The sequence below is a fragment of the Cupriavidus laharis genome, from assembly GCF_914271435.1.
GTDB lineage: Bacteria > Pseudomonadota > Gammaproteobacteria > Burkholderiales > Burkholderiaceae > Cupriavidus > Cupriavidus laharis.
In genome coordinates, this window is record NZ_CAJZAI010000025.1 from 1 (window position 1) to 15,036 (window position 15,036).

General features: G+C 65.7%; 14 protein-coding genes. 3 read left to right on the forward strand and 11 right to left on the reverse strand.

The annotated features are described in order from the left end of the window. Nucleotides 1-203 (forward strand): hypothetical protein (locus tag LDO29_RS26395; RefSeq protein WP_224082694.1); only part of this gene is annotated, 203 nt, incomplete at its 5' end. 193 nt (nt 204-396) lie between these two features. Next, nucleotides 397-1,653, forward strand: coding sequence for a hypothetical protein (locus LDO29_RS26400; protein ID WP_224082695.1), 1,257 nt, complete (start codon nt 397-399; stop codon nt 1,651-1,653). 71 nt (nt 1,654-1,724) lie between these two features. On the opposite strand, the gene LDO29_RS26405 is transcribed toward LDO29_RS26400, so the two are convergent. From LDO29_RS26405 to LDO29_RS26450, 10 genes are all read right to left on the reverse strand, one after another. After that, nucleotides 1,725-2,108, reverse strand: coding sequence for a hypothetical protein (locus tag LDO29_RS26405; RefSeq protein ID WP_224082696.1), 384 nt, complete (start codon nt 2,106-2,108; stop codon nt 1,725-1,727). A gap of 307 nt (nt 2,109-2,415) precedes the next feature. Further along, nucleotides 2,416-3,450, reverse strand: a complete 1,035-nt coding sequence (locus tag LDO29_RS26410) for a fimbrial protein (RefSeq protein ID WP_224082697.1) — start codon at nt 3,448-3,450, stop codon at nt 2,416-2,418. After that, nucleotides 3,434-6,067, reverse strand: a complete 2,634-nt coding sequence (locus LDO29_RS26415; RefSeq protein ID WP_224082698.1) for a fimbria/pilus outer membrane usher protein — start codon at nt 6,065-6,067, stop codon at nt 3,434-3,436. Before LDO29_RS26415 ends, LDO29_RS26410 begins: the two co-directional genes overlap by 17 nt. 95 nt (nt 6,068-6,162) lie before the next feature. Then, nucleotides 6,163-6,936 carry a fimbria/pilus periplasmic chaperone gene (locus tag LDO29_RS26420; RefSeq protein ID WP_224082699.1) on the reverse strand — a complete coding sequence of 258 codons (774 nt, stop codon included), beginning with the start codon at nt 6,934-6,936 and terminating at the stop codon, nt 6,163-6,165. A gap of 63 nt (nt 6,937-6,999) precedes the next feature. After that, nucleotides 7,000-7,557 (reverse strand): fimbrial protein, encoded by a 558-nt coding sequence (locus tag LDO29_RS26425; protein WP_224082700.1) that lies wholly within the window; start codon nt 7,555-7,557, stop codon nt 7,000-7,002. 232 nt (nt 7,558-7,789) lie between these two features. Continuing rightward, entirely contained in the window at nt 7,790-8,434 is a 645-nt protein-coding gene (locus tag LDO29_RS26430; protein ID WP_224082701.1) for a response regulator transcription factor, read from the reverse strand. A 462-nt stretch (nt 8,435-8,896) separates the two neighbouring features. Then, complete coding sequence (gene pcaD / locus LDO29_RS26435; RefSeq protein ID WP_224082702.1) at nt 8,897-9,706, reverse strand: 3-oxoadipate enol-lactonase; 810 nt, start codon at nt 9,704-9,706, stop codon at nt 8,897-8,899. A gap of 35 nt (nt 9,707-9,741) precedes the next feature. Next, on the reverse strand, nt 9,742-10,737 hold the full coding sequence (locus tag LDO29_RS26440; RefSeq protein ID WP_224082703.1) for a tripartite tricarboxylate transporter substrate binding protein: 996 nt from the start codon (nt 10,735-10,737) through the stop codon (nt 9,742-9,744). 55 nt (nt 10,738-10,792) lie between these two features. After that, the gene (gene catC / locus LDO29_RS26445) at nt 10,793-11,071 is read right to left on the reverse strand and encodes a muconolactone Delta-isomerase (RefSeq protein ID WP_224082738.1); all 279 of its coding nucleotides are present in this window, start codon (nt 11,069-11,071) and stop codon (nt 10,793-10,795) included. 26 nt (nt 11,072-11,097) lie between these two features. Next, the gene (locus tag LDO29_RS26450) at nt 11,098-12,222 is read right to left on the reverse strand and encodes a muconate/chloromuconate family cycloisomerase (protein ID WP_224082704.1); all 1,125 of its coding nucleotides are present in this window, start codon (nt 12,220-12,222) and stop codon (nt 11,098-11,100) included. Nucleotides 12,223-12,323: 101 nt separating this feature from the next. Here LDO29_RS26450 and LDO29_RS26455 point away from each other — a divergent pair, with 101 nt between their 5' ends. Continuing rightward, a complete protein-coding gene (locus tag LDO29_RS26455; RefSeq protein ID WP_224082705.1) occupies nt 12,324-13,205 on the forward strand; it encodes a LysR family transcriptional regulator in 882 nt (293 codons plus the stop codon). A 21-nt stretch (nt 13,206-13,226) separates the two neighbouring features. Here LDO29_RS26455 and leuA read toward each other — a convergent pair whose 3' ends face one another. Beyond that, entirely contained in the window at nt 13,227-14,894 is a 1,668-nt protein-coding gene (gene leuA, locus LDO29_RS26460) for a 2-isopropylmalate synthase (RefSeq protein WP_224082739.1), read from the reverse strand. Nucleotides 14,895-15,036 lie beyond the last annotated feature (142 nt).

A 15,036-nucleotide genomic window follows, 5' to 3' on the forward strand; every position in this document is an offset into this window, starting at 1 on the left:
CGCCCGACGGGCACCCCAAAAGACTGAACAAACAAGCTGAAAGGACAAAGGACAGCCGGACATTTCAACTTTGCTGCTGCCCGGACATTTCAACTTTGCCTGGACAAACAATGTTACGCCCAAATAGTAATGTCGCATTTGAGCCAAATAGAAATGTCATACCCCTTGCATTGATTTGTGGCGAGATCCCGAGTAACGGATGATCAAGGTTCGGCGGCCTTCTTTGCCCGATCATTCGTTTCATTCTCGACTCACACTCTTGCTGTACCCCGTTGTGGGTATCTTCGTCCAAAGAGCGTATTTCCGTGTTCTCCGTCGGGTACTAGATTGACCTCATCGCTGGCGTCTTGGAAATGCCATCGAACTTTGGTCATTCGAATAATCCGGGGAGAGGTCATGAAAAGCGTCCACATGAAGCTGGCGGTATTGCCGCTCGCATGCCTGGTCATCACCGTTGCCGGTTGTGGCGGAGGCGGCGGCGACGCGGCTCCGGCTGCAACCACAGCCGCCCCAGGCTCGGGAACCACCGCGCCGGCGACAGCACCGACAGCGGCCACCAGCAGTGCCCTGCTGTCAGGCACCAGCGATCCCGGGCCCGACATCGGCAAGGACGGGGACTTCTACCTGAACACCACGACCGGGATGCTGTTCGGGCCCAAGGCAAACGGCGCATGGCCAGCAGGCGTTTCGGTCGCCGGACCGGCGGGCGCAACGGGGGCAAAGGGCGATACTGGGGCGACGGGCAATACCGGTACGGCCGGGAACACCATCCTGTCCGGCTCGGTGGATCCGACCAGCGGCGTCGGCAACGACGGCGACTACTACATCAACACCTCGACTTCGACGCTGTTCGGACCCAAAGCCGACGGCACATGGCCGCCGGGTGTCCCGCTAGGCGGCGGAGGCGCGCCTGGCGGCGGCACCGTCCTGACAGGCGCCGGGGCACCGGGCAACAATATCGGAGCCGATGGCGATTACTACCTCGATACCGACACCTGGACACTGTATGGGCCGAAGGCCAATGGCGAGTGGCCTGCCGGTGTTTCGCTGGTCAACCAGCCAGGCGGCAGCAATGGCGGCAGTGACGGCACCGACAACGGTACTACTGTCGGCAATGGCGGCCACGTCCTGTATGGCAGTGGTGCGCCGACCGACGGCATTGGCGTTGACGGGGACTTCTATTTCGATACGTCGACGGGGACTCTGTACGGGCCAAAGGCCGACGGTCATTGGCCGGGCACCGGCGCAACCATGACGACGCCGACTGTCTACAATGGCAACTTCAACGTGCCGGACACGCTCAGCCGCGGCAAGTACGTCATGACCGGGGCTGGCGGCGCGGTTCCATTGCCGTCCGACTTCGGCGTCGTGATTCCCTATGACTGCACCCGCGTCACGCTGACCGCGCACACGCTCGGCAAAGCTACCGGAACCCTGGATATGGACGTGTACAAGGTCACAGGATCCGGTGCGGGGGCAACCATTGCACCGGTGGGCAACCTGAGCTGCAAGATCAGTAACGGACAACAGAGCTGCAGCAAGGAGATGCCGGCTGGGACCGTCAGCCACAACGACAAGCTGCAGGTACAGCTTGACACCAACCAGGCCACCACCTGGGGCGGGCTCTACGTCAACCTTGCCTGCGTGAAATAGGCGTTGGCACGTGTGTGGGACGCACGTGCCAAGGGGCGGCAGGATGCGGTGTCCTGCCGCCGTTCCGATACTCAGAAATTCGCCTCGATGGCCGCCCTCGCCCCCGCAGGCACTTCGTTGGGAATCACCTGATGCGCGAGGATCTCGTAGCTCCGGGCTGTCGCAACTTCCTTGGGATCCACCAGCCGCTTGGGGCCGCCAAGCCACGCAAAATGATCCATGCCGTCGTCGCTTCGGAACCACGCGAAATCACCGATGCGGTCCAGGCCGCGCTTGACGACCTTCAACAGCGCCAGAGCTTCCGCCGAAACGCCGAGGTACCGTCGCGTGTCATGGACGATCGTGCCCAGGTTGCGCAGCTTGTCCAGATTTGAGCGGACGCCGTCCCCTGCCGCCTGGTTCTGCACCAGTTCGACAACCAGAATTCCCTTGTGAGCAGTGATGCGTGCGTGCATGGAACCTCCAGAGTGTGCGAGTGGCTTCACACTGTAGGACAAGCAAGTTTCCGGCCAATGTACCGTCCCTGTGCCTGATCGGGCGCTCTCTTGCACCGCTTCTCCGGTATGTAAGTGCGACATATCGTTTGCATCACACCGCTCGATGTTGCCGGTCTTTCCCGCGCCGGTGATGTTCGCGGCAGTGCCGTGCCTGTTGGCCCGGAGCCAACAGATACGCGCTATATCCCGGCGCGCACCGCCATGCAAGCGTTGCAAGGTCTTCAGGCAACTCAGCGGCAAATCGGGTACAGCGCTTCGATCAGATCTACTCGTAGTCGAACGTGAACGTCGCCGCGCTGGTGACCGTTCCTGCCGTGACGGGCAGGCCGTTGTTCAGGCCGATGTACCGGACCGCATAGTTGTAGGCGGCCGGAATGCTGGCCTGAATGCTTCCCAGCGCGTTGCGTGTCTGCAGCGGCACGGGTTGATAGCTCCCGCCGCTCACGATCTGGAAGCCGACGCCGGTGGCGGCCCCCGGCGTGCCAGCATTCGATGGACCCAGCACGCCCGCCGTGGCCGCCTGCACAGGCGTGCCGGGCGCACCGTCGAACGTGACGCCGACATTGGCCGCCGTGTCGCAGGAAACACCAATCGTGAATGGCGTGGTACTCGCCGTTGCGCCCGCCGGACGCAGGTCGGCGGCCCGCGCCGGCTGCAGCGTGACAGTAGCCGGATAGTTCACGCTGCAGGTGATCGGGCGCGGGACGGCGTTGCCGCTGAAGCCGATGTAGTTGATGTCGCGACCGCCCAAGGCACCGGCCGTCGACCCCCCGTAGACGCCGAAGCCGAACCGGGTCTGCGCCGGGTCCAGGGCGCCGCCGCTGATCGGCCCTGTCTTGACGAACTCGATCGAGACCGATATTGCGTACGTCATGTCGGCGTTCAGGTTGCCCAGCCCCGCGCCCCTTGTGTCGCATCGGACCCCTGCCGCATTGACGACGGCCTGTCCCGCCGCGTTGCGCAGGCGAATGCCAATGCCGGGAACGCCGGTCGAGTAGACGCCGGCTGGCCCTTCGGTGCCTGACCCGTAGTAGCAGGCCACAATCTGCGCCCCTGGGACGACGTATGGCGGCACGTTGGTACAGGTTCCTGTGATGGTGTAATTGCGCACTGTGCCTGGAATGGTGCTGCCGACCGGCAGCGTGGTCACTACCGCCATATCGCTCATGCCCTGCAGGTATGGCATGGCAGGCGTTGCCGTGCAGTCGGCACGCGCGACCTGCGCGGCAAGCAGCAGGAGGGATACCAGCAGGCCATGCAGGGCCGCTTTCAGGCTTGCCCGGTTATCGGACCACGTCATCTTCGTTCTCCTTGTGCATCCCTGGCGATGCGCCCGCGGTTTCGACCGTGGATGCCCGGTCACCGCACACGCTGTCGGCAAACGGCATCCCCGCGCGCCGGGAATCGGCAGGCGCGGGCAGCACATAAGGGAACGAACAGGTATCGGCGCCCTGCGCCCCCCACTTTGCCGTCAGCACGCCGGCCTCCTGCCTGAGCCCCCGCGCGAACAGCCGACCGTCCTGGCCAACGGTTCCGGCCAGGTGTCCATCGATATCGAACACTTCGGCACCGAACGGCAGCGGCTTGCCGTCGGCCGTGCGCACGCGCAGGATCGCCACACGGCCGCCGTTGCCGGTGTCGAACCGTACGCGGACCACCGCGCCGGATGTCGGCGCCACCTGCTGCATGGTCGAGCGCAGTTCCACGTTGAACGGCAGGTCCTTCGGGTCGATCTCGATCTGGTTGCGCGAAAACGGCATCAGGTTAGGCACCACGGCATGCCCCCATGGGTCGAGCCGCAGGCCGTTGGCATTCGCGACGCGCGCGCCAGCCGCATCCGCGGCCTCCACAATGGCCACGGTGTCGCCCAGCACCGGCATGAATGTCACGCCGCCCGCGTATGCCACGATGCCGCCGGAGATACCGGCGCCAAGCTGGCTGTAGTTGTTGCCGGTACCTGCATTGGCGCTCAGCGTTGCCACCGGCGAGATATACCCGGCATTCGCCGCCACGCTGCTGGAACTGCTGCCGCCACCGCTGCTGTGGCCGGCATTCAGCCCATAGGTGAAGTTGTTGTCGGGGCCAAGCGCGCCGGTCAGCGACTCCTGGATGCTCGTGACACCGTGGGAGTCCTTCTGCATGCTCGTCATCGAATACGGCGCGAGCGGCGACTTGCCCAACGGGACGCCGAGCGTCAGCATGACCCGGTTCTCCCACCGGCCGCTGCCGAGGTTGATCTGCCGCGCCGCAGAGACCCCGTAGCTCAACCGCTTGTAGCTGTTGTTGTAGCCGGCCTGGAACTGGGTGTCCCGGCCGCCTCGGTTCCAGTAGTCCTGCGTGGAGCCGGACAGGTACAGGTTGCCGTAGCCGGTCGGCAGGCTCTGGCTGACGGTCAGTTGAAGGCGGCCGCGCCGGATGCCGCCTGGCAGCGAATCATTCATTGCCGTGTCCACCGAGCGGATCGCCACGGCGTCGGCAAAGTTCAGGAAGCCGCTGGTGGAGTAGCGGTAGGCCGCCAGCGTCAGGTTCGTACGGGTCGGTGCCAGTTGCTTGCTGTAAGACACGCGCAGGCTCTGTCCGCTGCGGTCGGGCTGGCTGGACAGACGCGTACTCGCATGCGTGATATCCGCACCGAACGCGCCGTAGGACGTGTTCAGCGCCATGCCGAGCACCAGCGAGATATAGTCCTGCGCGGCCAGCAGCCCGCCATAGCCGGTGACGAGGTTGGAGATGCCATGCTGGACCGTTGCCTGCATGAAGTACGGTGTGCCGTGCACGCCGCTGTTCCGGTACTGGCCCGATGTCACGCTGTAGCGCCAGAGCCCGGGACGCAGCGCGTTCACCACGGGTGCGTAGGGCACCAGCGACGCCCGCACGCTGCCATCGGCTTCGGTCACCAGCACCTCCAGGTCACCGCCGTAGCCGGTCGCGTAGAGATCGTCGATCTCGAACGGGCCCGGCGATACCGTGGTTTCGTAGATGATGTTGCCGTTCTGCCGCACCTGCACCCGCGCATTGCTGTTGGCGATGCCGTGGATGGTCGGCGCATAGCCGCGCTGGGACTCCGGCAGCATGCGATCGTCCGTAGCAAGCTGCACGCCGCGAAAGCCGAAGCTGTCGAACATGGCGCCATCGGTGAACGCGTCGCCGATCACAAGCTGGCTGCGCAACGTCGTGATGGAACGCTGCAGGCTGGTCTGTACGGACTGGTAGCGGTTGCCGCTGACCGCATCGTGCGAGAGGCTTCCGTAGTGCCGGAAGCGCCAGGCCCCGACATTGACACCGGCATTCAGGCCGAGAAAGCCCTGGGTCGACGACACCCCGCCACTGTCTGCGTGATAGACGCTGGCGTTGTACTGCAGGCGGGCCGCATTGACGCCGTCGTCCCAGTAGCGCGGGTCGACATAGCCGCGCGCGCTGCGGTTCAGGAACGACTGCGGCACGCTCAGGTCCAGCCGCTGCTCGCCGTTGTCGAACGCAGCCGTGGCGCCCGGGATCAGATCGCCCAGGTGCAGGCACTCGGCATTCGCCGCGCGCGCCAGGCGATCCGCGGATTCGGCCGCAAGACGTGTGATGTCCACACCGGCACGCTCGAGCAGCGCGCGGTCAAAGCAGGCCTGCACATTGCGAGCGTCCGCCCCACTCTGCCGCATGTCGATCTCCGCCATGCCGAGCCAGACGCCGTTGACCTGAAGGTCCGCATGATAGGTGCCCGGTAGCGGTACGTTACCCTGGTTGAAGCGCGTGACATCGAGGCTCGAGCCGCCGGGCTGCCGCAGGAAAGCGTCATTGAACTCGACCTGCGCCGATCCCGGCGCAGCCGCGCGGCTTGTCTCTGCGACAACCAGCGACAACGCGACTACGCAGAGCGGGCACAGGCGCGAAGGGAACACTCGGTGTCTTCTTCTGACTTGCATGTCGATGGATCGGATGGTCGAGCGAACGCCGCCCTGCCATGCAGCCGGCATCGTTCTGACCGTGGACTGTCAAGGGGCAAGCGGCCCGGCGCCGCCTAGTTGGTGCCTGCGGGCGAGGCTTCCCCGTCGTTCGAGCCACCCCAGTCGTTCAGGGTGTGGTAGCGAACCTTGCTGTCGGGGCCGGCAGGCACGTCGCCTTTCAGCGTGAAGCGCGTCGATTCGCCCGGTGCGATCATGGCGCTCTGGTCGCTGACCGCATGCTTGCCTCCGCCCGTCAGTTCGACACTGACGACAGAGACATGAAACGGCGTCGGATTGTGGGCGACCAGCATGACCTGCCCTTCGCCGCGGGCCACGCGCCACACGAGCTTCGCCGGGGCTCCTCCCGCGTTGCCCTCCAGGCCGGTGGGACGGTAGAAGAACTTGATGCGCGATCGGAACGCGAGCTGGAGCTTGTTCGGCCCGGCCTCTTCGGCGCTCGGCTTGGGTGGAATCTCCAGCACATTGAGCCAGAAGACCGACTCGCGATCCTCGGGCAGCGGCTCTCCGGTGTAGACGATGCGCAGGCTCTGGCCCTTGCCGGCATCGATGCGCGCGACCGGCGGCGTCAGCACGAACGGCACACTGATGCCTGTCGGCTGCGCGGTCGGGTCGCCGTTGTCCAGCCATGACTGCACCAGGGCCGGCGTGTTGCCTTCGTTGGTCAGCTTGATTGTGACTTCCCGGTCGCGAGCGCTGTAGATGACCCGGGTGCCCGCGATGACCACCGAAGCCTGTGCCGCGGTGGTGCCGGCCAGGCCCAGTGCGAGCAGGACGGCAAGCAGGATGGCGGCAAGCGGCCGCCTTCTGAACAGGATGTAACTTGGCATGGAAACGTCATCGCGACTGGAGCACGGCACCGCGGATGGCGGCGCCCGTTCCGGCCCGCAGCTTTACTGGTAGGACAGGATGTAGGTCACGCTCGACGACACGGAGCCGGCCGCGGCCGCGCCCCCGGTTGCCACATACTGCGCCGCGTAAGGCAGCAGCGCCGTGCCGTCCGGCTTGATCGGCTGCGCCAGCGAGTTCTGCGCGGCACCATCGGAAGCGCCAATCGAGATCAGGCTGCCGTTCGACGGGTTGAGCAGCCCGATCTGCACGTTGGCCGCGCCACCACTGCCGACGTCGTCGGTGTTGATGAGTCGGCCCGTGGCCGGATCCACATTCGCGCCGGCTTCAAAGAACGCATGGACGTTGCCGCTGGCGGGGTTGCAGTTGCTCAGCGCGATCGAGAAGCCCGTCGTGCCGGCAGTGCTCCCTGCGGTAGTCAGGTTGGTCTTGGATACATTGGGCAGTGTCACGGTAAAGCTGCCGGCATTGCCTGTCGTGATGGTGCAGGTGGTGTCCGTGATCTGCCCCTTGAAGGTGATGGTGCCATCCGATGCGTGCGCGAACGGCGAACCGATGGCAGCGGCGGCAGCGAGCAGTACGGTAAGAAGCTTGGCTTTCATTCTGGCTATGTCTGGATCTGGAGGTTGGAAAAATGCGGAACCCTGGTCGGTCCGTCTGGCCCGGCCCTCAGGCTCCGGAATTCGTGGCCCGTGCGCTGACATGGCAGCGCAGGGCCACAGAATGAGAGGAATCGTATTCACAGTCGCCTGCGGCCTGAATAAGGCATCCCTTAATCGTGAGGCGATTTTTGCGCGCGGCCGTCCGGGCGACTGCCAGCCGTTCCCACGGCCGTTACTGCCCGCCGGGAAGCAGACCGTGTTCGACGGCGTACTGGTACAGCTCGTAGCCGCTCGTCAGCCCGAGCTTCTTCATCGCCATGCTCTTCTGTGCGCTGATGGTCTTGCTGCTGCGGTTTGCCTGCCGCGCGATCTCCACCAGCGAAACGCCGGCGGCGCACTTGCGCAGCACTTCCAGCTCGCGCCGGGAAAGCTTCGCTCCCGGCCTGAACGTGTCCGCTGCGCCTGCATCCGCCATCGGCTGCTGCGACGGCGGCAGATAGCTCAGGCCGCTGAACGCGGCCCGGATGGCTGGCACCAGGTGATGCAGCGGGTCTGCCTTGCTGAGGATGACGGAAACACCGACCCTGCGGATGCTCTGGACCAACGCGGGGTTATCGAGCATCGTGATCACCACGATACGCGTAGCCGGATAGCACCGCCGCAGGATCTGCAGCATCGGCAGACCATCGCCGATCTCGCCGCCCGGCATGGAATAGTCGGTGACGATGACATCGCAGGCCGTGGTCTCCAGCAGATGGCTCAGTTCGGTGGAGTTCCGGGCCATGCCGACCATCTGCATGTCGGCGTCCCGCACCAGTTCCTGGCTGATGCCGCTGAGGACGATCGGGTGGTCGTCGGCAATCAGTACCTTGATCATTGCCAAGTCTCCTTTGCGGATGGGTATGGCGAAAGCTCTGCGTGGTCGCGCAGCGGCACCGGCCGGGAGGAGCCGCGTGTTGCTCGGATAGTAGGTTTCCTACTGTTTGCGGGACATTGGGCAAGGGCTGAATGGCCCATCGGAAAATTCAGACGCGTGTGGTGGGAACGTCTGATGGCTCCCAGCCATTGGACACGGGCGCAAGAAACGTGCATGACTGTGCACGTCTTGTCGTTGAAGTTGGGACGTTGGGGTTCGGGCTATGCCTCGAGCGGAATGCCAGTCATGGCATTCCGGGCGCGGGCCGCGCCATGCGAGGAGGCATTTACGCCAGATAGAACTTGCCGGCAGCCGGGGCGGGACGTCCGGCGATGCGGCAAGGGCATATCGCACAGCCGTTCAGTCAACGGCTGCGCGAGAAAGTCATAGGAGTGCGGCGGTGGTCTGTCTATGCGTTGGCAGTCAGGCCGCACCAGCAAACCGCACCACCGCTTCGGCAAACGCCTGCGGCAATTCCCAGTTCGACAGGTGCGCCGCGTCGAGCGAGAGGTACTCCGCGCCCGGCACCGCCTGCGCGACCTCCCGGCCCTGCGCGGGAGTCGTGGCGGCATCCTGCTCGCCGGCAATGACCAGCACGTTCGCGTCGATCTGCGGCAGGATGGCGCGCAGGTCGGCATCGCGCACGGCGGCGCAGTTGGCCGTGTAGCCGGCCGGATCGCAGCCGAGCAGCATGTCGCGCACCGGTTCCATGGACTGCGCGTGCGAGGCGCGATAGGACGGCGTGAACCAGCGTTCGAGTACCCCGGGCACGATGGCCGCCATGCCATCACGGCGCACGGTGGCGATGCGGTTGTCCCACACCGATGCGGGCCCGATCAGCGCGGCCGTATTGGCCAGCACGAAGCGGCCGAAGCGATCGGCATGATGCCGCGCCAGCCACATGCCCGTCATTCCGCCCATCGACAGGCCGCAGAACTGCGCGCGCGCGACGCCGGCATGGCCCATCACGGCGAGCACGTCGGCGCCCAGTTCGGCCATGCCGAACGGCTGCTCCGGCACCGACGAGCGGCCATGGCCGCGCGTGTCATAGCGCAGCACGCGGAAATGCTTGAGCAGCGCCGGCATCTGCGGGTCCCACATCTGCAGCGTGGTACCCAGCGAGTTGGACATGACCAGCACCGGCGCGCCGGCGGCACCCTCGATCGTGTAGTGGATGGATACCCCGGCGCTGGTCGCCGTGCCAGTGCGGGCGTGATGAACGGAATGGGTCATGTCAGGCTGCCCGCCGGGGCGGGAATGGTTTGGATTCAGTCGGCGCGGATGCCGCGCTGGCGGATCAGCGCACCCCATTTCTCGGTTTCCCTGGCCAGGTGGTCGCGCAGCACGGCGGGCGTACTGCCGATCGGCTCGGCGCCGATCAGCGCCAGGCGCTTCTGCACGGCCGGCTTGCGCAGGGCTTCGAGCATCGCGCGGTTCAGTGTATCGATCACGGGCTGCGGCGTCTTCGCCGGCACGAAGGCCGCGAACCAGGGCGACAGCTCATAGCCGGGCAGCCCCGCCTCGGCGACGGTAGGCACGTTGGGCAGCGCGCTGGAGCGCTTCGCGGTGGTGACGGCGATCGGTGTCAGCTTGCCCGAATCGATCTGCGGCTTGGCCGAGGTGATGCTGTCGAACATGTAGTCCACCTGCCCGCCCAGCAGGTCGGTCATGGCCGGGCCGCTGCCCTTGTACGGGATGTGGAGCATGTCGACGCCAGCCATCGACGTGAACAGCTCCGCCGCAAGGTGGATCGAGGTGCCGTTGCCGGCCGAGGCATAGGTGTATTTGCCCGGCGATGCCTTCGCGTGGGCGATCACGTCCTTGACGGTGGTTTCCTGCCGGCGCGCCTTGTTGGCGACCAGTACGTTGGGCACGACGGCCAGCAGCGACACCGGCGCGAAGTCCTTGACCGGGTCGTACGACAGCTTGCCGTACAGCGCCGGGTTCACGGCCATGCCATTGGCGACGATGATCAGCGTATAGCCGTCGGCCGGCGCGCGCGCCACCAGCTCGGCGCCGATGTTGCCGCCGGCGCCCGGCCGGTTCTCGACCACGATCGACTGGCCGAGCGTGCGCGACATCTCCTCGCCCAGCGTGCGTGCGATGTTGTCCATGGCGCCGCCCGAGGGGAACGGCACGATCCAGCGGATCGGGTGGTCGGGATAGGCCGCGTGCGCGGCGGGTGCGGCGAACGAAAGGCTTGCCGCCAGGGCAAGCGCGCCTGCGCGGCCGGTGCTGGCCAGCCGCTGGAACAACGTTTTCATGGTCTCCTCTCTGCGTGCCCGCTCGATGCGGGTTGTTCTGGCCACGTGCCGCGCTTCAGCGGACCGACGACGGGTGCCTGGCCAGCGGCGTCACGTGGATCTTCATGTACGGGAACAGCGGCAAGCCAGACAGCAGCGTGTGCAGCTCGTCGTGCGAGGCCACGTCGAAGATGCTGTAGTTGGCGTACTCGCCCACCACGCGGTACAGCTGCTGCCACTTGCCTTCGTGCTGCAGTTGCTGGGCATACGCTTTTTCGCGCGCCTTGATGTCATCGGCCTGCGCCGCGGGCATGTCGTGCGGCAGGTTCACATCCATCCGTACCAGGTAAAGCATGGCATTCCTCTCTGTCATCGGGTTGTTCAGGCGCGGTCGCGCCGGTAGTGCGCGAGCTTGTCTTCATCGAGCGCAAGACCCAGTCCCGGGCCTTCGGGCAGGTGCAGGCTGAAGTCACGATATTCCGGCCGCTGCACGACCACGTCGTCCTTGAGCAGCAGCGGCCCGAACAGCTCCGTGCCCCATGCAAGCTGTGGCAGCGTGCAGAAGCCATGCGCCGCGGCGATGGTGCCTACGCTGCCCTCCAGCATCGTGCCGCCATACAGCGCGATGCCCGCGGCGTCGCCGACGGCCGCCGTGCGCAGCATGCCGAAGATGCCGCCCGACTTGGCGATCTTCAGCGCGAACACGTCGGCACCGCCGATGCGCGCGAGTTCCATCGCATCCTCGGGACCACACACGGCCTCGTCCGCCATGATCGGCACCACGAAGCGCGCCGCCAGCCGCGCCAGCGCCGTACGCTGTTCGCGCGGCGTGGGCTGCTCGATCAGGTCGATGCCCGCGGCTTCCAGCATGGCGATGCCGCCGGCGGCATCGGCCTCGTTCCAGGCCTGGTTGATGTCCACGGTCACACGGGCACGGTCGCCGAGCGCACGCTTGATCGCCGATACATGCGCCACGTCGTCGCGCACGCTGCGCCGGCCGATCTTGAGCTTGAACGTGTTGTGGCGGCGCTCGGCCAGCAGGCGCTCGGCTTCGTCGATGTCGCGCGCGGTATCGCCGCTGGCCAGCGTCCACAGCACCGGCAGCTTGGTGCGCACCGCACCGCCGAGCAATGTTGCCAGCGGCACGCCGAGACGCTTGCCCTGTGCATCGAGCAGCGCGGTCTCCAGCGCCGACTTCGCAAAGCGGTTGCCGCGCGCGACCTTGTTCAGGCGTGCCATCGCGGCATGGACGTTGGTGGCATCTTCACCGGCCAGCGCGGGCGCCAGGTAGGTGTCGATGGCCAGCTTGATGCCCTCCGGGCTTTCATCGCCATACGACAGTCCGCCGATGGTGGTGGCCTCGCCGATGCCTTCGATGCCGTCGCTGCAGCGCAGGCGCACGATCACCAGTGTCTGCTGCTGCATGGTGGCCATGGCCAGTTGATGGGCCCGGATGGTGGGCAGGTCGACCAGGATGGCTTCGACCGAGGTAATCGTGGCTGTCATACCTTTGTGCTGCGGGTAAGGATTGTTGAAGAAGTATGAAGCTTGACTCGGGCGGCGTCCAAGACCGATGATGTCTCAATCGATACCCTACAGGTATGCCAATGGAACTCCGACACCTGCGCTATTTCCAGGTTGTGGCCCAGGAACTCAACGTCACGCGCGCCGCCGAGCGGCTGCATATGGCGCAGCCGCCGCTTTCGCGCCAGATTCGGCAGCTTGAGGACGAGGTCGGCGTAGCGCTGTTCGATCGCGTGGGACGTGGGCTACGGCTGACCGAAGCGGGCCGCTTCCTGCTGGAGCAGACCACGCAGCTGACCCAGCGGCTCGAAGAGACGATCGAAAGCACGCGCCGCATCGGCCGGCAGGACAAGCGCTGGTTCGGCATCGGCTTCGTGCCGTCGGTCTTGTATGGGGTGCTGCCGGAGCTGATCCGGGAACTGCGCGGATCGGAGCAGCAGGTGGAAGTCGGGCTGGCCGAAATGATTACCGTCGAGCAGGTGGAGGCGCTCAAGTCCGGCCGCATCGACCTGGGCTTCGGCCGCATTGCACTCAATGATCCGGCCATCCGCCAGGAGGTGGTGATGGCGGAGCCGCTGGTGGCGGCCTTGCCTGCCAGCCAACCGGCACCGGCCCTTGTCACGCTGACGCCGCAGGGGCTGGCCGCGCAGCCCTTCATCCTTTACCCGGCGCGGCCGCGGCCGAGCTATGCCGACCACCTGCTGTCGCTGTTCCGGGCACAGGGTCTGCAACTGCGCGTGGCGCAGGAGGCCAACGAGCTGCAGACCGCTCTGGGGCTGGTCGCTGCCGGCGTGGGCATCACGCTGGTGCCGGCGTCGATACAACGCCTGCATCGCGACGATGTCCGGTACTGCCCGATCGATGCGCCGGGGTTCGTGTCCCCGGTCATCATGAGCTATCGGGTTGGTGATAGCTCAGAGTTCCTGGCCCAGGCGGTAGCCTGGGTCATGCGTCAAGGTCAGTAGGGGCCGGCCGCTAGCCCGCGGTCAGGCCTGCGAGCGTCGCTGCCGCACCAGCCGGTTCGCTACGCTGATCACCGCCTGCACTGACGCTTCGACGATGTTGTGGCTCATGCCCACACCGAAGCTGGCGCCGGGCACACCTTCCAGCGCAGCTTCGACGATGGCCATCGCCTGTGCATCGGCACCGGCGCCGGTAGCGCGCTCTTCGTAGGCATCAATGCGCATGCGCAAGTCGAGCGCATGGACTGCCGCCGCGATCGGGCCATTGCCCTTGCCATGCAGCGTCTTGCGCACGCCGTCGACCATCACGTCCAGCGCAATGCCCTCCCCGCTCTCGTCGAGCTTGTAGGCGTGATAGACGATGCCCTGCCCCGACGCGTCGGACGACAGGTAGGTCTGCCGGAACAGTTCCCAGAGTTCCGGGCCGCTGATCTCGGTCTCGCTCGCGTCGGTCGCCCGCTGCACGACCGCGCTGAATTCCACCTGCATGCGGCGCGGCATCACGACGCCGTGCTCGCGTTCGAGCATGAAGGCAATACCGCCCTTGCCGGACTGGCTGTTGACGCGGATCACGCTGTCATACGTGCGGCCGAGGTCGGCCGGATCGATCGGCAGGTAAGGCACTTCCCACACGCCGTTCGGGTCCTGCGCGGCAAAGCCCTTCTTGATCGCGTCCTGGTGCGAGCCCGAGAACGCCGTGAAGACCAGGTCGCCGGCATAGGGATGGCGCGGATGCACGGGGATCGAGGTGCACTCCTCCGCGATGCGCGCGACGGCATTGATATGCGAGAAATCGAGCCCCGGATGCACGCCCTGCGTGTACATGTTGAGCGCCAGCGTGACGATGTCCACGTTGCCGCAGCGCTCGCCGTTGCCGAACAGGCACCCTTCCACGCGGTCGGCGCCCGCCATCATCGCCAGCTCGGCGGCGGCCACGCCGGTGCCGCGGTCGTTATGCGGGTGCACCGACAGCACGATATGCTCGCGCGGCACCAGGCGGCGGTGCATCCATTCGATCTGGTCGGCGAAGACGTTGGGCGTGGCGTTCTCGACGGTGGTCGGCAGGTTGATGATCACGCGCCGGTCGGCGTTGACGCCCCATGTCTCGATGGCCGTATGGCAAGCCTCCAGCGATACCTGGAGCTCGCTCGCGCTGAAGGTTTCAGGCGAATACTGCAGCGTCCACTTCGTTTCGGGATGCTGGTCGGTGAGTTGCTTCAGGTAGCCGATGTGATGGCGCACAAGTCCCATCACTTCGGGCACGCTCATGCCGAACACAATGCGGCGCCAGGCCGGGGCGATGGCGTTGTACACATGGACGATCGCCTTGGGCGCGCCCTTCAGCGCCTCCACCGTGCGTTCGATCAGTTCCTCGCGCGACTGGGTGATGACCATGATGGTCACGTCGTCGGGGATCAGGTCCTCGTCGATCAGTCGGCGGATAAAGTCGAAATCGGTCTGCGATGCGGACGGGAAACCGACTTCGATCTCCTTGAAGCCAATGCGCACGAGTTCCTGGAACAGGCGCATCTTGCGCTCGCCGTTCATCGGCTCGAACAGCGCCTGGTTGCCGTCGCGCAGGTCGGTCGAAAGCCACACGGGTGCGGTTGTGATGGCGCGATTCGGCCAGGTGCGGTCAGTGAGGCCGACGGGCGGGAACGGTTGGTACTTGGCGGAGGGCTGGGCAATCATCATGGTCCACGAATCCGGGTGCCGGACGGTCCGCTGCGGGCCGTGCCGGGGTCAATCAGGCAAAAGACAATGTGACTTCCCCTGCAGCCCTTCGCTTGGCGAAGGCTGGTTCGTGGGCCGGGATCAGGGGGAAATCAGGAGG